22 protein-coding genes are annotated in these 21860 nt (G+C 68.5%); 6 read left to right on the top strand and 16 right to left on the bottom strand.

Annotated features, from left to right (window positions below; translation table 11 throughout):
* Positions 1 to 91 precede the first annotated feature (91 nt).
* Both ASF57_RS09390 and ASF57_RS09385 read right to left on the bottom strand, forming a co-directional pair.
* The gene (locus ASF57_RS09390; RefSeq protein ID WP_056482284.1) at positions 92 to 589 is read right to left on the bottom strand and encodes a CAP domain-containing protein; all 498 of its coding nucleotides are present in this window, start codon (positions 587 to 589) and stop codon (positions 92 to 94) included.
* Between the two features lie 31 nt (positions 590 to 620).
* Complete coding sequence (locus ASF57_RS09385; RefSeq protein ID WP_082503803.1) at positions 621 to 3308, bottom strand: DUF3772 domain-containing protein; 2688 nt, start codon at positions 3306 to 3308, stop codon at positions 621 to 623.
* 599 nt (positions 3309 to 3907) lie between these two features.
* Here ASF57_RS09385 and ASF57_RS09380 point away from each other — a divergent pair.
* Positions 3908 to 4456, top strand: a complete 549-nt coding sequence (locus ASF57_RS09380) for an HNH endonuclease (RefSeq protein ID WP_056184046.1) — start codon at positions 3908 to 3910, stop codon at positions 4454 to 4456.
* Positions 4457 to 4462: 6 nt separating this feature from the next.
* Here the strand turns inward: ASF57_RS09380 and ASF57_RS09375 are convergent, their stop codons facing one another.
* From ASF57_RS09375 to ASF57_RS09360, 4 genes are all read right to left on the bottom strand, one after another.
* Complete coding sequence (locus ASF57_RS09375) at positions 4463 to 4726, bottom strand: hypothetical protein (protein WP_156376035.1); 264 nt, start codon at positions 4724 to 4726, stop codon at positions 4463 to 4465.
* 80 nt (positions 4727 to 4806) lie between these two features.
* Complete coding sequence (locus ASF57_RS09370) at positions 4807 to 5730, bottom strand: outer membrane beta-barrel protein (RefSeq protein WP_056482277.1); 924 nt, start codon at positions 5728 to 5730, stop codon at positions 4807 to 4809.
* 202 nt (positions 5731 to 5932) lie between these two features.
* A complete protein-coding gene (locus ASF57_RS09365) occupies positions 5933 to 6793 on the bottom strand; it encodes an outer membrane beta-barrel protein (protein WP_056482274.1) in 861 nt (286 codons plus the stop codon).
* A 283-nt stretch (positions 6794 to 7076) separates the two neighbouring features.
* A complete protein-coding gene (locus ASF57_RS09360; protein ID WP_056184054.1) occupies positions 7077 to 7958 on the bottom strand; it encodes an outer membrane beta-barrel protein in 882 nt (293 codons plus the stop codon).
* A 218-nt stretch (positions 7959 to 8176) separates the two neighbouring features.
* Here ASF57_RS09360 and ASF57_RS09355 point away from each other — a divergent pair, with 218 nt between their 5' ends.
* Positions 8177 to 8503 (top strand): MmcQ/YjbR family DNA-binding protein, encoded by a 327-nt coding sequence (locus ASF57_RS09355; protein WP_082503832.1) that lies wholly within the window; start codon positions 8177 to 8179, stop codon positions 8501 to 8503.
* Positions 8504 to 8533: 30 nt separating this feature from the next.
* On the opposite strand, the gene glmM is transcribed toward ASF57_RS09355, so the two are convergent.
* The 6 genes from glmM to ASF57_RS09325 all read right to left on the bottom strand — a co-directional run bounded on the left by glmM (position 8534) and on the right by ASF57_RS09325 (position 15754).
* Positions 8534 to 9877 carry a phosphoglucosamine mutase gene (gene glmM / locus ASF57_RS09350; RefSeq protein ID WP_056184059.1) on the bottom strand — a complete coding sequence of 448 codons (1344 nt, stop codon included), beginning with the start codon at positions 9875 to 9877 and terminating at the stop codon, positions 8534 to 8536.
* 251 nt (positions 9878 to 10128) lie between these two features.
* The gene (ftsH, locus tag ASF57_RS09345; RefSeq protein ID WP_056482272.1) at positions 10129 to 12045 is read right to left on the bottom strand and encodes an ATP-dependent zinc metalloprotease FtsH; all 1917 of its coding nucleotides are present in this window, start codon (positions 12043 to 12045) and stop codon (positions 10129 to 10131) included.
* Between the two features lie 227 nt (positions 12046 to 12272).
* Positions 12273 to 13238 (bottom strand): tRNA lysidine(34) synthetase TilS, encoded by a 966-nt coding sequence (gene tilS / locus ASF57_RS09340; RefSeq protein ID WP_082503802.1) that lies wholly within the window; start codon positions 13236 to 13238, stop codon positions 12273 to 12275.
* A gap of 56 nt (positions 13239 to 13294) precedes the next feature.
* Positions 13295 to 14263, bottom strand: coding sequence for a tol-pal system protein YbgF (ybgF, locus tag ASF57_RS09335; protein WP_056482266.1), 969 nt, complete (start codon positions 14261 to 14263; stop codon positions 13295 to 13297).
* Positions 14264 to 14465: 202 nt separating this feature from the next.
* Entirely contained in the window at positions 14466 to 14987 is a 522-nt protein-coding gene (pal, locus tag ASF57_RS09330; RefSeq protein ID WP_056184345.1) for a peptidoglycan-associated lipoprotein Pal, read from the bottom strand.
* 377 nt (positions 14988 to 15364) lie between these two features.
* Positions 15365 to 15754, bottom strand: coding sequence for an Hpt domain-containing protein (locus ASF57_RS09325; RefSeq protein WP_082503801.1), 390 nt, complete (start codon positions 15752 to 15754; stop codon positions 15365 to 15367).
* A gap of 147 nt (positions 15755 to 15901) precedes the next feature.
* On the opposite strand from ASF57_RS09325, the gene ASF57_RS09320 reads away from it, so the two are divergent.
* Complete coding sequence (locus tag ASF57_RS09320; protein ID WP_056482263.1) at positions 15902 to 16327, top strand: response regulator; 426 nt, start codon at positions 15902 to 15904, stop codon at positions 16325 to 16327.
* A gap of 10 nt (positions 16328 to 16337) precedes the next feature.
* Here ASF57_RS09320 and ASF57_RS09315 read toward each other — a convergent pair whose 3' ends face one another.
* On the bottom strand, positions 16338 to 17309 hold the full coding sequence (locus tag ASF57_RS09315; protein WP_280138748.1) for a WcbI family polysaccharide biosynthesis putative acetyltransferase: 972 nt from the start codon (positions 17307 to 17309) through the stop codon (positions 16338 to 16340).
* A gap of 108 nt (positions 17310 to 17417) precedes the next feature.
* On the opposite strand from ASF57_RS09315, the gene ASF57_RS09310 reads away from it, so the two are divergent.
* On the top strand, positions 17418 to 18467 hold the full coding sequence (locus tag ASF57_RS09310; protein ID WP_056482257.1) for a GSCFA domain-containing protein: 1050 nt from the start codon (positions 17418 to 17420) through the stop codon (positions 18465 to 18467).
* A 31-nt stretch (positions 18468 to 18498) separates the two neighbouring features.
* Here ASF57_RS09310 and hemC read toward each other — a convergent pair whose 3' ends face one another.
* Entirely contained in the window at positions 18499 to 19422 is a 924-nt protein-coding gene (gene hemC, locus ASF57_RS09305; RefSeq protein ID WP_056482254.1) for a hydroxymethylbilane synthase, read from the bottom strand.
* A gap of 253 nt (positions 19423 to 19675) precedes the next feature.
* Here hemC and ASF57_RS09300 point away from each other — a divergent pair, with 253 nt between their 5' ends.
* Both ASF57_RS09300 and ASF57_RS09295 read left to right on the top strand, forming a co-directional pair.
* Positions 19676 to 20023 (top strand): hypothetical protein, encoded by a 348-nt coding sequence (locus ASF57_RS09300; RefSeq protein ID WP_056482251.1) that lies wholly within the window; start codon positions 19676 to 19678, stop codon positions 20021 to 20023.
* A gap of 59 nt (positions 20024 to 20082) precedes the next feature.
* The gene (locus ASF57_RS09295; RefSeq protein ID WP_056184074.1) at positions 20083 to 20511 is read left to right on the top strand and encodes a hypothetical protein; all 429 of its coding nucleotides are present in this window, start codon (positions 20083 to 20085) and stop codon (positions 20509 to 20511) included.
* Between the two features lie 6 nt (positions 20512 to 20517).
* On the opposite strand, the gene ASF57_RS09290 is transcribed toward ASF57_RS09295, so the two are convergent.
* On the bottom strand, positions 20518 to 20817 hold the full coding sequence (locus ASF57_RS09290) for an antibiotic biosynthesis monooxygenase (protein ID WP_056482248.1): 300 nt from the start codon (positions 20815 to 20817) through the stop codon (positions 20518 to 20520).
* A gap of 33 nt (positions 20818 to 20850) precedes the next feature.
* A complete protein-coding gene (locus ASF57_RS09285) occupies positions 20851 to 21717 on the bottom strand; it encodes a Kdo hydroxylase family protein (RefSeq protein WP_056482244.1) in 867 nt (288 codons plus the stop codon).
* Positions 21718 to 21860: the final 143 nt, after the last annotated feature.

Genomic DNA, 21860 nt, shown 5'->3' with positions numbered 1-21860 from the left:
CCTACGTCACGAGGGATCCAAGCTTGTCGGCTTGGGTTCCTCGGTTGGCAGAACCCGCCAGGCGCACCGGCGGGAGGCTCCTGCCGGAGCGCTATTTCGCCAGCAGCAGCGCCCAGTAGACCTTGTATTTCGAGCCCGGCGCGTAGGCTGTGGCGATGCCCATGCGCTGGGCGGTGGGCGACAGCATCGCGGCGTTGTGCGCGGGGCTATCCCGCCAGCCCGAAAAGGCCTCCGCCAGGGTGTGATAGCCGGCCGACAGGTTGGCCTCAGCCGATTCGAAGCCGAGCCGCTCGACGGCGTTCTTCACGGTCTGCGCCCGGCTCGGCCGATCCGCCATCGCCATGGAGGCGGCCTCCGCCTCCGCCAGTTTCTGCAAGTCCGGATCGAGGCGCAGGGCACCCGCACCGCTGCGGGCCCGATAGGCCGAGATCATGTCACGCGCCGTGGCCGTGTCGACCTGCGCCGTCTGGGTGGTCATCGGCCAGTACAGGCTCGGAAGGGTCGCGTTCACGGGCTCCGGGGTGGCGCATCCCGTCAGGAGCCCGATCCCACCGGCGGCGAAGCCGATCCCCAATCCCTTCACCGACATCCGCCTCACCACGACCCGATCTCCCTGACGTTCAGCTTCCCGCGCGCCGGCGCGCCGCCTCCGCCGAGCGCATCGGTTCGGCCTCGTCGAGGCGGTCCTCCGCGGCCCGAGCCGGACCCGCCTGTTCGCCGGGCCGCTGCGGCGGCGTGAACGTGCTGGCGATCTGGCCCATGGCGGACTGGAAGGAATCCAGCCCCTGGACCGTGACCACGCTGGAGCCCGGGCCGAGAGCCGGGATCATTCCGGCCCCAGACAAGGTTTGGAAGACAGCAAAGTTCAAATCGTTCTGCACTTTCAGGCTGAGGCTGATGTCGACGATCATCGCGATCAGCTCGAATTCCAGGAACGGGTCGCCGATCTTGCGGAACACCACCCGGGGCGGCGGCTCCTTCAGCACGTCCGGCTGGGCCTGCGCGCAGTTCATCAGCAGTTCCGCCGCCCGGACCGGGTCCTGATTGCGCAGGACGCTGACCGTGATGCTGACCCGGCCGGTCCGGTCGCCGCGCACGCGGTTCTTGACGATGCCCGAGATCAGGTTCGAGTTCGGAACGATCACGGCCGACCGGTCGAAGGTCTGGATCTCGGTGGAGCGCACCGAGATGCGTTTCACGATGCCCTCACTGTCACCGATGAGCACCTGATCGCCGACGCGGATCGGTCGCTCCCACAGCAGCAGAAGGCCGGAGACGAAGTTGTTGACGATCGATTGCAGGCCGAAACCGATACCGACCGAGAGCGCGCCGGCCACGATGGTGAGCTTCTCGAGACTCAGGCCGAGATACGAGAAGGCCAGCGCCAGGGTGAGCAGGAAGCCGACATAGCCGGCGATGGTCGAGATCGAGTTGCGCAGGCCCGCGTCGAGGTCGGTGGCCGGCAGGTAGGTCTGTTCGAGCCAGCGCTGGATCGCCCGCGTCAGTGTCATACCGAGGATCAGCAGGCCGATCGCCAGCGCGATGGTGGAGAGTGAGATGGTGACGTCACCGACCTTGAAGCCGAAGAAAGCGGTCCGCACCGAACTGAAGACGTCAGTCGAGTCGAGACCCCAGGGGGCGAGCGCCAGCAGGGCCGCGATCAGCACGAGGACCACGCGGGCAAAGCCCGAGGCCAGTACGGCGATCTGGTTGATCGAGCGCTTGCGCAGGCCGGTATTGGCCTGGAGCGCCGTGGCGAACTTGGTGTCGTCGCCGAGCGTCCCGCCGATGAAGGTGTCGGCGCTGGAGGTCAGCAGGAACAGGAGGACCAGCAGGCCCGCCGTCCACACCAGCTGGTCGATGACGAAGGCCGCGAAGGCGACGTAGCCGACGAGGGCGGCGATCGCGATCACCACCGCGGCCGCCCAGCCGAGGAGCCGCGCCGGGCCGCCGATGCCGGTGGTGGCTTCGGGAGCCACGTAGGGACCGAAGCAGGCCTCCTCCTGCTCGGCCGAGTCGGCGAAGCGGTGCAGGCCGATGGCGAGGATGAGCGCGGTCGCCAGCGCGCCGATGCCGCGCGTGGCGATCGAGATCGGCAGGGCCGCCGAGAGGCCGGAATTCAGGGCCTCGATCGACTTGACCACCGAGATGACGACGGCGATGCCGACCGCCAGCCGCGTCACCCGCGAGGCGGCCGCATCGCTCATGGTGGCGACGCGCCAGGACGGTTTGCCCGGGGAGAGCAGCCCGTCGGCCAGGGCCTCGACATAGGCCACGAAGGCGAGACCGCCCAGGATGGCGCCGGCCACCGGCAGGAGCCGCAGGGGCAGGAGGTCGGTGGCGTCCAGGGCGTAATAGACCGCGTAGCTGCCGATGATGGCCGGGATGGTTCCGAGCAGAAACACCCGCCAGGCCGCCAGGAGCTTCTTCCGCTGCGACGGGGCGACGGCCTTCGCGTCGCGGCGGCCGAGGCGGGGCGCAATGTTGCGGCGGCCGAAATACAGGGCGATCGAGATGCCGAAGGCGACCCCGAGCAGCAGGAGGTTGCCGATGGTGCCGTTGCGGGCGAACAGCGCCACGGTGTCCTCCACCGCGCTCTGGAGCGCCCGCAGGTCGCGCGGGACATCCGCTGCGATCCGCATCCACAGGTCGGGGCTGACCAGGGCGGTCGAACGCTCGAACAGGCCGCGGGTGAAAGCCGCACGCCGGCGGTTGGAGACCTGGTCGATAATCTGATCGGTCTGCACCAGCAGCGAGCGAGCGAGCCGCTGGGTCTCGTCGATCTCGGCGACGGCATGCTCGCGTTCCGTCCGCTCGCGCGCCACGTCCTCGCCCTCCTCGCCCTCCTTGGGCTTCGGGCCGAGCTGGGTCAAGCGCTCCCGGGCGGCCTCCAGGCGCGGCGTGGTGATGTCGATGACGTGGCGGATCTTGTCGGCGATCCCCTCGATGCCTTCGCGGGCGCGGGTCAGGTCGCCGCTGCCGACGTTGGGCCCGCTCAGGATCTTTTCGCGTTGTTCCAAATCGGCCTTGGCGGCGTCGAGCTCGGCGCGAACGTTCTGGATCTCTTCGGAGACCGCCGGCTTCGGTACGGCCGGTTTCGACTTGGCCTCCGCTGGCGCCGCCTTCGGGTCCGCCGGCGCGGGCTTAGTCTCCGCAGGCGCCACAGCGGGGGCGGGCTTGGCCGGGGCCGTCTGCGTGCCCTGCGCGACCGCACCGATGGGAGCCAGCACGAGGGCCCCGAGCCAGGCGGCGATCACCGCTGCCCTCCGGATGCCCCAGGGTGTCTGGCCTCTCGGGATACCGCCCATGTCGATCCTTTCGCGCCGCGCCAACGCGCGCTCGTGGCCCGCCGTCACGCGCCGCTTCGCCGAGCCGCTGGCAACCCGCAGGGCTCGAATCGCCCCAGCAGGATCTGTGCGAGTCGGGGAGCAGGGAGCGGCTGTGGCCCGCCCCATCGCCGAGCAATGGGGCGAAAGGCTGACGAAGTGGCGGTTTCCGGGCAGAAACGCGGACCTGCGCGTCCGGGTTGTGGGCGCGACGTCGTGGAAAGCCGGAGTGACCTTCACAAGCGTGTCACGCTGATATTAGACTAAGCCCCGATGGACTTGGCCTTTTCGTTCCCGTGCGAGGAGGTGGCGACGCCCATCCGCGCCGATGAGCGTCGCCACGAACCGGGCGTTCCCGCCCGATGCGACGGCTTTTGGCCAACGTCCGGCAAATCTGCCTTCGGCGTGTCACCGCTCCGGCCCCACCAGCCCCATCGCGGACACCCGGTTCCCCCGCTCTTCCGTCGCGCGCCTCGACGCCCCGGATTGCGGAGATGTCTGATCTTTCACCAACCCGGGACGATGCGTCGGCCGATTCCTGCGCGTTGTCCCCTCGTTGACCCGTCGAGAGGGTAGCGCCGATGCTGGATCTCCAAACGCTCGTCCTGAATGCGGATTACCGGCCGCTCTCCTACAATCCGCTGTCCCTGTGGTCCTGGAAGGACGCCTTCACCGCCCTGTTCCTCGACCGGGTCACCCTGGTCGCGAGCTACGATGTCGAGGCGCGGTCCCCATCGCGGTCCCTGCGGGTTCCCAGCGTGGTCGCCCTGAAGAGCTACGTGACCCTGGCGCGCAGTCCCGCCTTCACGCGCTACAACATCTACCTGCGCGACACCTTCTCCTGTCAGTATTGCGGTTTGCGCCTGCCCTCCGGGGGCCTGACCTTCGACCATGTGGTGCCGCGCTCGCGGGGCGGCCAGTCGAGCTGGGAGAACGTCGTGGCGGCGTGCTCCCCCTGCAACCTGCGAAAGGCCAACCGCACCCCGGCCGAGGCCGACATGCCGCTCCTGCACGAGCCGCACCGGCCGACGCGGCACGAACTTCACCGCCGCCAGCCGGAATTCGACCACCGGGAGTACCACCACACCTGGCTCGATTACCTCTACTGGGACACCGAGCTGGAAAGCTGAGGCGGTCTACGGGGTGGGGAAGCGCGGCGGCGGCTCGTTGTAAAGCGGAAGCGCCAGGGAGCGCGGCGCGCGAAGGACCGGCGCCAGGACCACGGTCCGAAGCGGCGGCGGCGCGACGTAGGTCGGGTCGCGATAGGCGATGTCGGGCGGAAGCAGCGGGCGCCGATAGGCCGGCCCGGGCTCTCCCCCCGCGAGAGCCATTCCGACGCCCGCGGGCATCGTGAGCACGCTGCCGGCGAAGACGCTGCCGGCGAGGACGAGTCGAAGCATGGAGAACATCCCGGCGGGCGCAGGCCAACTGCGGCTGATGATCGAACCGCCAGGATAGGGGCGACTGCTTAACGGTACCCTCAAAATTTCACCGCGGCACCGGCACGCACGGTGTTGATGGCGACGCGGTTGGCGGCACTCTCCTGGAAGTCGTTAAGCATCACGTACTGGTATTCGGCCCGAAGCAGGATGTTGCTGGTGAGGGCAAATTCGAGGCCGGCGCCGAGGACGAATCCGCCCATGGTCTTGGTCTTGGCGTTGCGCACCCGCCTGGTTGCCGGGATACCGGCTTCAGGGTTGTTCGGATCGAAGCCGCCATTCACGTAACCGAAATCCTTCACGGCAACGGCCTTGGCGCCCACCTGGAGGGCTTGATTGGCTTTGTAGGCGGCCGCGTCGTAGCCATGATACTGAATGGCGACCGATTGATCGACATGAACGCGGCCGATCGCCAGACCACCGGTGATGTAGGGCAGGAAGTTTCCGATCGCGTAGCCTCCACGCGCCCGCAGCGTCCCGTAATCCTCGACGCGTGAGGTGGCCGCCCCGTCGAGGGAGACGCTTTCCATGTAGCCATCGGGACTGAGTTTGAAACGAGCGATGCTGTCGCGCGCCGAAGTGGTCCGATCGAAGCGCGTGTAATCGGCCTCGATACCGATCACCGTCTCTTCGAACTGATAGTTGAAACCAATATACGCGCCGTAGCTGGAACCCTCCGTGGTGCCGGTCCGCGAAGGGAGCAGGGTCGAGGCGCCAAAAAGGCTCTCAGCCGACGAATCCCGCAATTCGTTCAAGATCAACGGAGTGTAGACGTTCTTGAAGCCTGCGGAGGCGGACGTATACCCGCCATGCCCGCCGACATAGATGCCGTTCCAGTCGATGAGCTGGATCTCGGGCTCGTAGTCCGACCCGCGCAGCACGCCGTAATCGAGGTCGGCCCCCTGCGCCGGCGCGATGACCCCGAGGGTGAAGCTGGCCAGGAGCGCGAGGGTTGCGGTACGCATCGATGTCGTCCTAACGGCGCAGCCCGATGGGTGAGAGTGCTGTGCCTGTAGCCTGGTTCTACTTGAGTAACCTTAACGCTCCGTTGCGGTTTGCGATTTGATGTAGTGGAGAGCCGTCCCGTGGCGGGACGGGACTCGGGAGGACGCGGCGGTCCGACGCTCCCCCGAACGAGGTGCACCGAGAGCCTGCGGGTCCCCTCCCCTACTCGTAGGGATTCCGGCTCCAGCTCGGGACCGCCAGGCCGGGCAGGCGACCGGAGGCGTCGGCGAAGCGGTAGCGCAAGCCGACCCGGACCTCGTGCGAGGCCAGATCCTTCAGGCGCGAATCGTACCCGAAGGCATCGACGCCGGTCTTCGCCCGGCCGAGATCGACGTAGCGGTAGCTGGTGTCGAGGCTGAGGCCATGGCCGATGTCGTAGGAGACGCCACCGGTGAGGGCCCAGGCGAGGGAGGTGACGGACCGGCTCGGCCGGCGCACCGCGTCGCGCGGGCCCGTGCCCGCATTGTTGTCGCAGAATTCGAGGATGCAGGTGGTCTGAGTGTAGGCCTTGGCGAAACGCTTGTCGGCGAAACCGATGCCGCCGCCGATATAGGGCGTCAGGCCCCACCAGGTGCCGAGATCTGCATAGACGTTGACGAGGCCGGTGAGCACGTCGATCTGGCCCGCCTCGACATTGTAGCCGGTCACGAAATTGGACCCGGACGAATAGGCGCTGTAGCGCGCGGGCATGCGCTGATCGATCGTGGCGTCGACGCGGAGCCAGTTGCTGATCCGGTAGCCGATGCCGCCGCCGTAACCCGGCACGGTCTCGAGGTTCATGCGCGTCAGGGGAACGATCGGGCTGCCGTCGGCCGGTCGCGGCGTCGCATCGCGCGGCCGGGCGTAGTCGCTGACGGTGGCGTCCACGCGCAGATACCAGCCCTCACCAATGGCCACCGGTGCGATCGGCGGCGGCGGGGGCGGGGGCGGCAGAAGATCGGCGGCCCGTACGGTCGTGGCCCAGCCGGATGCGGAGAGCGCGAGGGCGAGTGCCGTCGCGGTGCGGAATCGGTGTGCGGCCATAACGCCCTCGAACTCACGGTACGCGTGGCAGACCGGGCGCCGGAGACGCGGTGCGGATTGCCGTTCTGGCGATCCTGCACGGGAAGCGTTAGAGAGGACTTAACCCTAACCCTCTGCTGCGAAAAGGTTTTCGTCACCTTAGGATTTCACCCCCATGCGACACAGCAGAACGGCCACGCGAGCAGTCTCCCGCTGTCGTGGCCGTTTTGGATCGGTGCTTGTTGGACGTTCAGCGGTCGCGACGACGAGGGCGGCTTGGCGGCCCCAGACCGTCGTTTCCGGATCAGTACTTGCGGATCAGCGGGGCGGGCTCGGGCTGGTACTCGACGACCGCCGGGGCGACGACGCCTCCGAGCAGCCAGCGCATGCCGATCCGGACGTCGTGGGAGGTGATGTCCTTGATCTTGTAGACGGCGCCGCCGCAGCCCGGATCGTTGATGCAGGTCACCGGGTTGGAGCCGACATGGCCGAGGTTCATGTAGCGATAGCCGAGTTCCAGCTTCACGTTCGGGGTGACGCTGTAGCCGAGGCCCGCCATGGCGGCCCACGCGAAGGTGTTGGTGTTCTTGTCCTTGGCGTAGCCGTAGCCACCCGAGGCGGCGCCGAAGCCGGAATCGTTGAATCCGCTCAAGCGGTGAAAGGCTGTACCGACGCCGCCGCCGACGAAGGGCGTGACCCCGTACCAGGTGCCGAGATCGATGTAGCCGTTGGCCATCACCACCACCGACGACAGGTTGGCGTTGTAGGCGTTCACGCCCTTGCACGGATAGGCGTTGTCGCCGCCGCAGACGGAGTCGTAGCTGTCCTGGAAGCGGAATTTGCTGCCGCCCCGATATTCGGCCGTGATGTCGCCGTGGAAGTAGCTGCCGAACTGGTAACCGACGCCGCCGCCGGCGAAGTAGCTGTCCTCGACCGACTTCTGATCGTAGCGGTAGCCTGAAGGAAGGCCCTCGCCATGCACCGTCGTCGAGATGGCACCGACATTGGTCGCGCCGACTCCGACATCGCCGCGCAGGTACCAGCCGCCGCCGATCTCGACCGGCGGGGGCAGCGGCTCGGGCGGCAGCGGGGGCAGCAGATCCGCCGCTTGGGCGAGGCAGGGCGCTGCCACGCTCACAATGAGCGTGATCGAGCGCGCCAAGGCAGACAGCTTGGTGCGGCGCATCGGATGTCCTTCAATCGACCGTGTGCCGGAAGCTCAAGACGCCGGCGGGATGACGAGGACACCATGGTGGGGAAGTGTTAAATCGGATTTAACGTTAAATCTTATCCTTGCCGAAGCGTTGACACCGGTTTGGTTGTATTGCGACGGGCACTTGCGAGCATCGTCCAGCAAGAGACATCGTGCTTCACGATGACCAGGGAGACGTCACGTTCGTGACCATGAAACCCGAGGATGTTCGACGTCTGGCCCGTGCCCTGCCGGAAGTCGTCGAGGGCGCCCATAGCGGCCATCCCGACTTCCGCGTGTGGGGGCGCATCTTCGCGACGCTCTGGGTCGAGGAAGAGCGAGTGGTTCTGCGCCTGTCGCGCGCCCAGCAGGCGGAATGGGTCGAGGCTGAACCCGACCGCTTCGAGGCGATCGAGGGCGCCTGGGGCCGCCGGGGCTGGACCAATCTCAATCTCTGGGAGGCCGATGAGGACGCGCTGCTTGCGGCCCTCCTGGCCGCTTGGCGCGAAGTCGCGCCGGCGGATGAGGACCGGATTTGAGGCCGGGCTTCGATCCCGGTATCGGACCTCTCAGGCCGCCGCCCTGGTCACCGCCTCCACGACCTCGTCGACCACCTCGGAGACGAGGCGCCGGTCGTCGCCCTCGGCCATGACGCGGATCACCGTCTCTGTGCCCGAGGGGCGGATGACGAGGCGCCCCGAATTGCCGAGGCGCTCGCGGGCCTGGGCGATGGCGGTGACCACCGAATCCGCCCGCAGAGGCTCGCCGGAGCGATAGCGCACGTTCTTGAGGATCTGCGGCAACGGCTCGAAGCAGTGGCAGACCTCGCTCACGGGGCGCTCCTGCCGCTTGACGACGCTGAGCAGCTGGAGAGCGGCCACGAGGCCATCTCCGGTGGTCGCGTAGTCTGACATGATGATGTGGCCCGATTGCTCGCCGCCGAGATTGTAGCCGTGCTCGCGCATGTGCTCGAGCACGTAGCGGTCGCCCACGGCCGTGCGGGCGAGGTTAAGCCCGATCCCGCCAAGGTAACGCTCGAGGCCGAGGTTGGACATGATGGTCGCGACCAGGCCCGGCTGGGTCAGGCGATCGTCCTCCTTCCACGAGCGGGCGACCACGGCCATCAGCTGGTCCCCGTCGACCGATTGGCCCTTCTCGTCGACGATGAGGACACGGTCGGCGTCGCCGTCGAGGGCGATGCCGATATCGGCGCGCAGTTCCCGGACTTTGGCGGAGAGCGCGGCCGGTGCGGTCGATCCAACGTCGCGGTTGATGTTGAAGCCGTCCGGCTCGACACCGATGGCGATGACCTCCGCGCCGAGTTCCCACAGGGTCTCGGGCGCCACGCGGTAGGCCGCGCCATTGGCACAGTCGACCACGATCCTCAGGCCGTCGAGGGTGATGTTGCGCGGCAGCGAACGCTTGGCGAACTCGATGTAGCGGGCATGCACGCTCTCGATGCGCTTGGCGCGTCCGAGATCGCGCGAGCCTGCGAGACGCTTGTGCAACTCGCCGTCGATCAGGGCCTCGATCTCGTGCTCGACGTCGTCGTTGAGCTTGAACCCGTCCGGCCCGAACAGCTTGATGCCGTTATCCTCGAACGGGTTGTGCGAGGCCGAGATCATCACCCCGATATCGGCGCGCATGGAGCGGGTCAGCATCGCCACAGCCGGGGTGGGCATCGGCCCGAGCTGGAGCACGTCCATCCCCACAGAGGTGAAGCCGGCGATCAGGGCGGTCTCGATCATGTAGCCCGACAGGCGGGTATCCTTGCCGATCACGACGCGATGACGATGATCGCCGCGCTGAAACACCAGGCCGGCGGCCTGACCGACCTTGAGGGCGAGTTCCGGCGTGATGACGCCGTTGGCGCGGCCCCGGATACCGTCCGTGCCGAAATACTTGCGCGCCATGATCTTCGCGTCCCGTTTCTAATCTTGAGCCGAGGAGGCCAGCTCCGTTTCCGGACGCCGTTCTCCCAGCCTCATCGGAGATGATGCGTCAGGATCTGTGCACCCGACAGCCTGAAGATCCAGTTGCGGGATCACGGGCGATAACCGAGGGCGATCGAGGAACCCGAACCAGCATTCGTGGAGACTTGATACGAACGAGCCCGCCGGAGGCGGGCTCGTGGTGTCGGAGCGATCGGTTCGCGCGGTGGCGATCAGGCCTGGGGCTGCGGCTCCAGTCCGTCGCTGCCGCGCGGACGACCGCGACCCGTGGACGGGACCGACGACCCGCGCAGGGTGGTCGGACCATCGCCCGCATCGCGGATCGGCGGTCGGCCGGCGATGAGGTTCTTGATCTCATCGCCCGAGAGGGTCTCGTACTCGAGAAGCCCCTGCGCCAAGGCCTCGAGGTCGTCCTTGTGTTCGCCGAGGATGCGGCGCGCCTCTTCCAGGCCGGTCTCGACGAGGCGACGAACTTCCGCGTCGATCTTCTGGGCGGTGGCTTCCGACACCGTCTGCTGCCGGCCCATCGACATGCCGAGGAAGACCTCGTCGTTGTTCTCGCCGTACGCAACGGTGCCAAGCTCGGGCGAGAATCCCCAGCGGGTGACCATCATGCGAGCGAGGCGGGTGGCCTGCTCGATGTCGGACTGGGCGCCCGAGGTCACCTTGTCGGCGCCGAAGGTCATCTCCTCGGCGATACGTCCGCCCATCATGATGGCGAGGCGCGAGGTCATCTGCTCGAACGACATCGACAGTTTGTCACGCTCGGGCAGCTGCATGACCATGCCCAGCGCCCGGCCGCGCGGAATGATCGTCGCCTTGTGGACGGGATCAGTCGCCGGCACGTTGAAGGCCACGATGGCGTGGCCGCCCTCGTGATAGGCGGTCAGGCGCTTCTCGTCCTCGGTCATGACCAGGGTCCGCCGCTCGGCGCCCATCATCACCTTGTCCTTGGCGTCCTCGAACTCGTGCATCGTGACGATGCGCTTGCCGCGACGGGCGGCGAGCAACGCCGACTCGTTGACCAGGTTCATCAGGTCGGCACCCGAGAAACCCGGGGTGCCGCGGGCGATGACCTTGAGGTCGACATCCGGCGCCAGCGGCACCTTGCGGACGTGGACGCGCAGGATGCGCTCGCGGCCGACGACGTCGGGATTCGGCACCATGATCTGGCGATCGAAACGGCCCGGTCGCAGCAGAGCGGGATCGAGCACGTCCGGCCGGTTGGTGGCCGCGATGATGATCACGCCCTCATTGGCCTCGAAGCCGTCCATCTCGACCAGGAGCTGGTTCAGGGTCTGCTCACGCTCGTCGTTGCCACCGCCGAGGCCGGCGCCGCGATGACGGCCGACCGCATCGATCTCGTCGATGAAGATGATGCAGGGGGCGTTCTTCTTGGCCTGCTCGAACATGTCGCGCACGCGGGATGCGCCGACACCGACGAACATCTCGACGAAGTCCGAGCCCGAGATGGTGAAGAATGGCACATTGGCCTCGCCCGCGACCGCCCGGGCGATCAGGGTCTTACCCGTACCAGGGGGACCGACGAGGAGCACGCCGCGCGGGATACGGCCACCGAGGCGCTGGAACTTCTGCGGGTCGCGCAGGAACTCCACGATCTCCTGCAGATCCTCCTTGGCCTCTTCGACGCCAGCGACGTCGTCGAAGCTGACGCGGCCGGAAGCCTCGGTCAGCAGCTTGGCCTTCGATTTGCCGAAGCCCATGGCGCGCCCCGCGCCGGACTGCATCTGGCGGGACAGGAAGATCCAGGCGCCGATGAACACCAGGATCGGCAACCAGCTGACCAGCAACTGGATGAACCACGGCGTGTTGTCCGATGGCGGGCGCGCGGTGATCTGCACACCCTTGCTCTGGAGCTTCGAGACGAGGCTCGGATCATTCGGGGCGTAGGAGGTGAAGTTGCCGCCGCCCACATAGGTGCCGCTGACGTCCTGCCCGGAGATCACAACCGTCTGGATCTTGCCGGAATCGGCATCGTTCAGAAGCTGGCTGTAGGCGATCTCGGAGCCGCCACCGCGATGACCCGGGTTCTGGAACAGGGTCACGAGGGCGAGCACGAGCAGGAAGATGACGACCCACAAGGCGAAATTGCGGAAATTCGGGTTCATCGATCTTTCCCTGGAGGCGTCCGGGCCCGCCGCGCGAAATGGGGCGAGTCAATCCTGACGCTCGCTCCCAATGTAGGCAGCGAGTCACCCCTTGCCAAGTCGACGTGCCGTCCATGTCATGGCCCCAGCCATGGGCACGCAGCCGCAGCGACGTAGCCATGGGCGTGAAGCGGCGACAAGGCCATCTCCGAACCTTCGGGTGACAAGCCTTATGCTTCGACACAGTCCTAATGCTGCGACGCAGTCCCTGGTGTCCGGCGCGTCGGTGCCGGTGTCAGGACGAGATCACCGGTGCGGGTCACCTCGAACAGGGTCTCGCGCAGGGTCCGACGCAGAGGCGTGCCGCTGCGCAGCGCCGGAACCAGCCCGTCGAGGACCAGACGCTCCAGACGCTCCAGGCGCTCGCGGCCGACGGAATGGTCCCACGTCGCGGTAAGGCGGGTGACGGCCAGGCTCGCGACACGAAGAAGCACCGCATCCGGCAGGGCGCGCAGGGCGGTGCCGTCGAGACGGATCGTCCCTCCGGCCTGCGACGTCGTCGCATCCGCGAAGACCGTGCCGGCCCACGCGGCCAGGGCGGCGTCGTCTCGGCCGCAGCGCTCCGCCAGGCGGCACAGGCGGTCGGTGCTCAGTCCCTCCCGGTCGAGGTCGGGCCGCAGGCGACGCAGGCGGGCGCGGGCGTAACGGTCGTCGCCGTTCGAGGGATCGCGGATGAAGGCCAGTCCCCGCGCCGCGCAGTAATCGACGAGGTCGGCTTTCGCGAGGCCCAGGAAGGGCCGCCCCAGGCGGATCGAGGAGGTCAGATCACGGGTCGGGCGCATGCCCGCGAGGCCGGCCGGGCCGCTCCCCGCCAGCAGCCGCATCAGGACCGTCTCCGCCTGATCGTCGCGGGTGTGGCCGGTCAGCACGAGGCCGGCGCCGAGGGACCCGGCATGCGCCGCCAGGAGTTCGTAGCGCGCCGCGCGCGCCGCGGCCTGCACGCCACTGGCCGGCTTCGGTCCGGTCCAGACGAGCGTCCGATGCGGCAGGCCGAGGGTCCGGGCGGCCATCGCCACCGCGGCAGCCTCGGCGGCGGAGTGCGGGCGCAGGCCGTGGTCGATGGTGGCGACGTGGAGCGGCGCGGCGGACCCGGCCCGCGCGGCCGCGCCCATGAGAGCCGTCGAGTCCGGCCCGCCCGAGACCGCGAGCAGCACCGCCTCGGTGCCGAGCCAGGGCCGGATCGCGGCCTCGACCGTCTCCGGCGCGATGGTCAGGCGGCGCAGCGCGCGCGCTTCTGTTCGCGGCTCACGCCCTGGCGGACGCTGGCGCTGGCCGAGGGAAACTTCCGCTCCAGTTCCGCCAGGGTCGCGCAGGCCTGTTCGCGGGCGCCGAGCGCGTTGAGCGAGGCGCCGAGCTTCAGCATGGCGTCGGGCGCCTGGGCCGAACGGGCGTAATCGGTCGAGACCTTCAGGAACTGCTCGGCCGCCTCGCGATTGCGGTTGCGCTGCAGGTAGCTCTCGCCGAGCCAGTAGGTCGCGGCCGGCACCAGTGCATCACGCGGATGGGACTGGATGAACTGACGCAGGCCCATCTCCGCCTGCTCGTACTGACGCTGCAGGATGTAGGCGTAGGCGGTCTCGTAGTCGGCGCGGGCATCGCCCGATCCGGTGGCGGCGACGCTGCCGGGCCGCGGCGGATTCGGCAGCGCGCCCGTGGTGGGAACCCGCGCCGGCGGCGTCAGGTCCACCGGGCCGCCGAGGCCGGGCGGGGTCAGGCCGGGCTCGTCGTCGTCGGAATCCACGACCGTCGGAGGCAAGCTGCGCATGCGCGGCGCCTCGGCGACGGGCGCGGTCGGCGTCGTGGTCCCGAGCTGCATCGGGGCGCCGGGACGACCGGGGTTCTGGTCGGGATCGAAGGCGTCGCTGCGCTTCTGCGGCTTGGCCGCGGCCGGATTGGTGCCCGCCGGGGGGCTTGGGCGTCCGCCCTTCATCTCCTGAAGCCGGAACTCCACGTCCTCCTGGAACTTGCGGAGCTGCTCTTTGAGCTGGCGATTCTCGTATTGCAGCGTCTCGATCTGCCCGGCGGTCTGACGCGACTGATTCTCCAGCCGGTTGAGCCGGACCACGAAGTCCGACGCATCCTGCGCCTGGGACGGCACCGGAGATCCCGACAGCAGAAGTCCCGAGACGAGGCCCGTCGCGACAGCGAGGCGGGTTGCGCGGAGGAGGCGGGCAAGCATGGCGGTGGTTACCGGTGGTCAAAGGACGAGGGCGTTGTCCCGGGGACAGAATCCGTCCGATACCAAATGCCGTGCCGCACGGCAAAAATGCGGCCCGGTGCGGCCCGCCCGACCTGCCCGGCGATTTTTCGAAGCGTTGTGCCTTGGCGAATACGAGACCCCGTCGCCGCACGCGCGGCACGGCGACGGGGCGTCCGGTGGCTTACGAACCGGCGCCCCGGTCGAGCACGGTGACGGCGCGGCGGTTCTGCGACCAGCACGAAATGTCGTTGCAGACCGCCACCGGACGCTCCTTGCCGTAGGAGACCGTGCGGATGCGTCCGCCCGCGATGCCGCGCGAGGCGAGATAATCCTTGACCGACTGCGCGCGCCGCTCACCGAGCGAGAAGTTGTATTCGCGCGTGCCGCGCTCGTCGGCGTGGCCCTCGATCAGGAAGGTGTAGCGCGGGTAGCGCTGCAGCCAGTTCGCCTGCTTGTCGAGGGTGGCGGTGGCGGTGGAGGTCAGGTCGGTGGAGTCCGATTCGAAGAACACGCGGTCGCCGATGTTCACCACGAAGTCCTGGGCGCTGCCGGGCGTATTGGCGCCGCCGTTCAGGCCGCCGCCACCGGCACCGAACCCGGACGCGTCGGCGAGATCCTTGTCATTGGTACAGGCGGCGACGCTGAGAGCGGCGCAGAGGGCGGCCGCCAGCGGAAACACGCGGAAGCGCGCGGTCATGGACATGATCCTGTTCTCCTCGGGCAGTGCCGCCAAATCGATCACAATCGGGGCGACGGCGCCTCGTGGGGCCCCCTCGGGGCCGCATGGGCGGTTCTTAGGCGATCTCGGTTAAGCGAAGGTTCCGTCAACCTTGAGCAACCCTTTCCGAATCCGGCCAGATTGCTGGGATGCGGACCCGAACGCGTCGCAGAAGGACCGGAGGTCGACCCGGACGACACGGTTCGGAATCGCGCGCGATTGCGGCATCGGTAGGACATCGGCAGCACATCGGCCGGGCCGCCACCGTTAAGGATCAGGCTGTTGCGCAGCGGCAACAGGCGGGACTGAACCTGAGGTGCCGCCCAGAACGCCCGCTGCGATCCGTCTTCGTCTAAGTCGCGTCAGGGGCGATCCCGAAGGGTCTCGATCGCCGCGATCGCGTTGGTGGCGGCCGCCTGTGCCGCGGCGAGCGGCCGCGTCAGGTCGGCGCCCTGCAGGCAGGCCCGTTCCATCTCGGCGCAGCGGCCGGACAGTTCGTTGAAGCCGAGCGACCCGCTCACCGAGAGCAGCGTGTGGGCATCGTGGCCGAGGGTGGCCCGGTCCGAGGCCGGAGCCCGCAGGCGCTGGGCGATCTCCGTCCTAAGGCGGTCGAGCAGGTCCATCAGCCGCGGACGGCCGAAGATGCCTTCGAGTTCGGTCAGGGTCCCGGGATCGTAGACCGGGCGCATCGCAGCGACCGACCCGGACCGCGCCGGGGACGTCCCGGCTTCGGGGAGCGGATGATCCGGCATGGGGGCGTTCCAAGAAGTCCTGTGGCCACGTTTTTGCCGAAGCCACGACGACGCCATAACCGCGACTTCGCCGAAACACTGCATCCGTTGATCGTCACTTAACCAATATCGGACCAAGTCGAGGGTGCAAAGCCTCTGGTGCGATCGATGCGACACCGTCACGTCCTCATGGTGGAGGACAACTACCTTCTCCTCGACATGCTCACGGGCCTCTGCGAGCGGAGCGGCATTGCCGTGGTGTCGGTTTCCAGCGGCGAGGCCGCAATCGCCGCGATCCGGCGGGCCGGGACCCAGCCTGCGAGTCCCGAGGGCGGGTTCGCGCTCCTGCTCACCGACATCAACCTGCCGGGCCTCATCGACGGCTGGACGGTCGCGGACGCCTTCCGGCAGTTCAATCCGGACTGCCCGGTGATCTACACCTCGACCAGCGGCTGCAGCGACCGGCGCGCCGTGCCGGACAGCGTCTTTCTCGGCAAACCGTTTCGCATCCAGGATGTGGTGGATCTGACCGGCGCTCTGATGCGGACGGGGCCGGCCGACCGGAGCGCGGACGCCCGCGCCGCGCTGGCCTGAGCCCCGGCGATCAGGCCCGAAAGATCGCCCGGACCGCCGGATCGGCCCGCCAGGCCTCGACGCGGGTGCACGCGAGCGCCGCCGGATCGTGCCGCCGATAGATCGCGAAACTCGCCGCGACGAACGCCGGAAGGTCGTAGAGCTTCGGGAAGGCCGCGCCGCGGGCCTTGTCCTTGAACACCATCGTTCCCGGCAGGCCGTAGCGCGCGGCCAAATCCGGATAGAGCGGCCAGACGACGTCGGCGGCGAGTTCGTCGGGCAGGTAATCCTCCACCGGCACGTCGACCGGCGCGAGCCCGGCTTCGCTGGCGAGGCGGCGGGCGATGTCGGCGAGCACGAAGAGCTTGGGGTGGTTGAGCACATGCATGAAGCAGCCGCGGCGTGACCACCGGGCAAGATCCGCCTCCAGCGGAAAGACCATGTCGCGGCCGCCGCCGAGGAGGTAGGCCGCCGCCTCGTTCCAGGCCTCGTAATAGCCGAGCTGCGCGTAGGTGGAGTCCCGGAACAGGGCCACGGTGTCCGCCGGACTCAGGCCCTCGAGATAGGCGCACAGGATGATGGCCGAGTGGTAGGGGCCGACCGGCGAGCGCACGAGGTGCGCTGCGGAGAGCGCGCCGACATCGCCGACATGGACCATGTCGGGGTGGTAGCCGGGGAACAGGATGGTGGGGAACAGGCGGACGCGTGGGTCGCCCTCCGCCAGGGCGTGGACGTTGCCGCCCTCGACGAAGCCCGTGGGGAAGAACTGCGTGAAGACGTGATCGAAGGCGTCCAGGTGAGTGCGCAGGCGATCGAGGGTTCCGTAGTGCCGGGTGAGACGCCCCAGGGGGATCAGCGCGACGCGAGCGGTCGGGACCATCAGCTGTAGCGCCTGGGCGACCCCTTCGGCCTGGCAATTTCCCAGCACGGCGAGGCGCGGACCGGTGCGGGTCGGATCGACGGAGGGGGCCGCCCTGCGCCATGCTCCCGCCCAGGATCTCAACGATGAGACCGAGCGCGCCAGGGGTGCGACCCGCGCCGCGAGGGAACCCGACGGAGTGGTGGTGCGCGGCAGATGCGTGAGCGATCGGATGGAGATGCCGCCGTGGTGATGAACCCTTACGCCGATCTACCGGCCGAGCGATTCTGGCGCAAGGTGGTGGCCGGGGTGCCACCCTTCGCCCTCGCCCCGGGGCCATCGGAGCGCTTCACCATCGCGCGAGACGCCCGGGTGGCGACGGCCGGCTCGTGCTTCGCCCAGCACGTCGCCCGCGCCCTGACCGAGGCCGGCTTCGGGCATTACCTCGCCGAGACGGCGCCCGAGGGGCTGGCCCCCGACATCGCGGCCGACCGGCAATACGGCACCTATTCGGCCCGGTACGGCAACGTCTACACCGCCCGCCAATTGCTGCAGCTCTTCGATCGCGCTTACGGGACCTACACACCGGCCCTCGCGGCCTGGACGCGCCCGGACGGGCGCCTCGTGGACCCGTTTCGTCCGGGCATCGAACCGGACGGCTTTCCCGATCCGGAGGCCCTGGAGGCGGCGCGCGCGACGCATCTCGCCGCGGTGCGGGCGATGTTCGAGACCCTGGACGTCTTCGTCTTCACCCTCGGGCTGACCGAGGGCTGGATGCACCGGCCGGACGGCGCGATGCTGCCCGTCGCTCCCGGCGTCATCGGCGGCAGCTTCGACCCGGAGACCTACGCCTTCGTGAATGCGCGGGCGGGCGACGTGCGCGACGACATGCTGGCTTTCCTCGCGCGCCTGTTCGCGGTGAACCCGGGCGCGCGGGTGATCCTCACGGTGTCGCCGGTGCCGCTGATCGCCACCTATGCCGACCGGCACGTGCTGGTCTCGAACACCTACAGCAAGGCGGCGTTGCGGGTCGCCGCCGAGGAGATCGTCGCGGCCGAGCCGCGCGCCGTCTACTTCCCCGCCTACGAGATCGTCACCAGCACCGCCAATGCCGGCCGCTACTATGCCGACGATCTGCGCTCGGTCACGCCGGTCGCGGTGGCGCACGTGATGCGGGTCTTCCTGGAGGCCTTCACCGAAGCCGGAACGGCCCCTGCCCTCACCCATCCGCTCGGCCTCGAATACGTGCGCGCCGCCGGCATCGTCTGCGACGAGGAGGCGATCGAACGCAGCCTCGTCTGAAGGGCGTCCGGGACCTTCGAAGGCCCCGTTCCTACTGAAGATGCCGCGCGTAGGTGTCGCCCGCCGCGCGCTTCAGTTCGGCGCCGGCCTCGCGGCCGATCCGAGCCGCATCGGCGACTGGTCCGGCGCGCTGCACGCCCCAATGAGCGCTGCCGTCGGGCAGGAACAGCAGACCGTCGAGGGTCAGTGTATCGCCTGCGATCCGGGCCAGCGCCGCGATCGGCGTCCGGCACGACCCATCGAGTTCGGCCAGAAGGCCGCGTTCGGCATCCAGCTCGGCGGTGGCGCGGGCGGAGACCAGGGGGGCGAGGAGTGCGCGCACCTCGGCATCCGCCTCGCGGCACTCGATGCCGAGGGCACCCTGGGCCACGGCCGGAAGCATCTCGCCGACGTCGAGGACGCTGCGCGCCATATCCGCCATGCCGAGGCGTTCCAGGCCGCAAAGCGCCAGCAGGGTGGCGTCGCAGGTGCCCTCCTCCAACTTGCGCATCCGGGTGTTGGCGTTGCCGCGCAGGGGCACGATCCGCAGGTCGGGCCGCCGCATCAGCACCTGGGCCGCGCGGCGCAGGGAGGAGGTCCCCACCCGGGCGCCGGGGGCGAGATCGGCGAAGCCGGCGGCGCGCGGCGACAGGAACGCGTCGCGCGGGTCGTCGCGTTCTAGGATGCAGGCGATGACGAGCCCGTCCGGCAACCAGGTCTCGACATCCTTCATCGAATGCACGGCGACGTCGACCACGTCGGCGTAGAGCGCCTGTTCCAGTTCCTTGGTGAAGAGCCCCTTGCCGCCGATCTCCGACAGCGGACGGTCGAGGATGCGGTCCGCCACGGTGTTGACCACCACGATCTCGGTCTCGAGGCCGGGATTGGCGGCGACGATCTGGTCCCGGACCATCCCGGTCTGAGCCAGGGCCATCGGGCTTCCACGCGTGCCGATGCGCAGGGGGCGTTGGATCATGGGCGAGGATCGCTCGTGTAAGGGTCGACCGGTGGCGGCGCTGGGAACCGGTGGGACATGTCGGTCCCTAGGTACGCAGTCCGTGGCCGGATGTCACCGGAAACCGGTTCGAACGGTTCGATCCGGCAAGCATTCGGAAACCACAACCCAACGTTGTCGCAGTCCCCGGGCGGATGTTAGCCCGCCCTCGACGCAAGCTCGGGTATGACGGGGTCACAACGACGTTATCAGCCGGATCGGCGGATGCTCACCGATGAAGCGCAGCAAGCTCGAAGCCTATTACGTGGAGACCTTCGGCGCCCGCGAGGCCGAAGGGGACGATGAGCCCGATCACTCCGCCTCGCCGAGGCGGCGCGACGTGCGTCCCGCCCGGAGACGGCGGAGCGGCTTCGGCGTCCTGCGCCTGTTCAAGCTCGCACTGATGTTGGGGCCGATGTCGATCCTGCTCGGCGCGACCCTGCTGATGGATTGCCAGAGTGTCTCGCGCGGATCGTGGGTTCCCGAAATCCTGCGCAGTACGGTCTGCGCCCGACGCGATTTCGCCGGCCGGGTGCTCAACCTGGACGGCAACCTCCGCACCGTCGTGAACAGCATCCGGTAGACATCGATGCGTCGAACCGGCCCTCGGGGTCTCGCCCGGCATCTTGAGAGGACGTCGCGATGAAGCTTCAATCCGGTGGCGTGCTCACCGACGATCCCTACGGGCTGCGGCCGGAAGCCGAGGACGCCACGGATCCCTACACCGCGCCGCCCACGGCCCGGTCCGGCGGGGCGCAACTCCGCGATACCCTTTATCGGCCCAGGCTGGTGCGGTCCTTCCACCGTGCCGCGCGCGAGGGCGAGGAAGCGGAGGTCCGCACCGTCACCCTCGGCTGGGTCGCGTCGCTCGTCCTCAACCTGTTCCTGCTCGCCGCGCCGTTCGGCCTCGTGCTCGCCCTGCCGCCGGTCCTGGCCTGCCGCGATCGGGAGGAGCAGTTCGGGTTCTTCGCCGGGGAAACCCTCACGAGCTGCAGCACCGCCGGCATTCGCGAGCGGGTCAGGAAGCTCGACGACCGCATCAAGATGCTGGTGCGTGGGTCCGGCCGCTAGACCCGCTCAGAACGCCTGGAGCGTCAGTTCGGTGTGCTCGACGCTCGGGGGCCCCTCGAAGCAGGGCGACACCATCGCCCGGTAATCCTTCCAGGCCTGGGAGCCGGTGAAGTCCACGGTGTGGTTCTCCAGGGTCTCCCATTCGATGAGCAGGCGGTAGCGCTGCGGCTTCTCGATGGAGCGACGGACCGCGAAGCTGCGACAGCCCTGGGCGGCCTCGAAGATCGCGGCGGCCTCGGCGATGCCGGCCTCGAACTCGGCCTCCAGGCCGGGCTTGACGTCGATCTGGGCGATTTCGAGGATCATGGGTCGGTCTCCGATCGTGAAAGGGCGTTGCGGTCAGCGTAAGGGGCGGCCGAGGGCCTTGGCGAGCAGGCGCTGCGGGCTGCGCTCGGGTCGGGCCTGATCGGCGACCGCGAGGTAGCCGGTCTGCTCCAGCATGTAACGGCCGCCCATGGCCCCGTGCATGACGAGGTCGGAAAAGGTCACCCAGGTCTGTCCGGGGGCGAAATGCACGTCGGCCTGCGGCGCCGTCTCCTGGTAGGTCATGTCCTGCTTCAGGGCGTCGTGCAGGTGGAGCATGAGGTGATCGTACTCGCTGCGCCGGGCCTTTGTGATCTTGAGCAGCGCCAGCATCCGGGCGGAGAGCGGCGAATAGCCCGGCAGCCGCGGCAGGAATTTCTCCGCCATCGCGGAAAAGTCCTCGCCGACGCGCCAGTGGCGCGGCTGCCCGTTGGGATTGATGTTGCGGAAGATGCGCAGGATGCGCTTCTCGCCGATCGGGTTCGACGGGAAGGCGTCCACATGCAGGAGGGTGTCGTCGCGGCGCCAGCTCAGCTTGCGCCGGTCGACGTCGAAGGGCCGGTACGAGGTGCCGGCCAGCGTGACCTTGCCGGCATAGGCCGGAAGATGCTCGGTGATCAGCGCCTCGGCGAAGGCTCGGTAGCGGATCAGGACCTGGCGCAGGGCCTCCTGCTCCTCCGGCGTGCCGGCGGCGCCCCTTAGGGTGGCGGCGGCACGCCGGATGTTGACGTTCTTGGCCTTGCCGTCGGCGAAGGGCCGCTCGACGAAGCGCTGCTCGAAGGCGCTCAGCGGGAAGTCGAGATCCGGGAACATCAGGACCGCGCCGTTCTCCAGGGCATCCACCAGGGAAGGCGTACCGGGCGCCGGCCCGGTGCGCGAGACGGAAACGATCGGGCTGATCATCGGGCGGGATCCTCGAAAACCGCGGCAGGATCGGCGGTTTAGCCGAATGCCGCGCCGGTTGCCACGGGCGATCGCGGCGACCGGATCGGATAACCCGGGCGCGGGCTTCGAAGCGGAGCCGCCCGGCGCGGACCAGCAAGTTC

The organism is Methylobacterium sp. Leaf117 (assembly GCF_001422985.1).
Classification (GTDB): Bacteria; Pseudomonadota; Alphaproteobacteria; order Rhizobiales; family Beijerinckiaceae; genus Methylobacterium.
The sequence above is the reverse complement of the archived record's forward strand: the minus strand, read 5'-3'. Positions and strand labels throughout refer to the sequence as shown.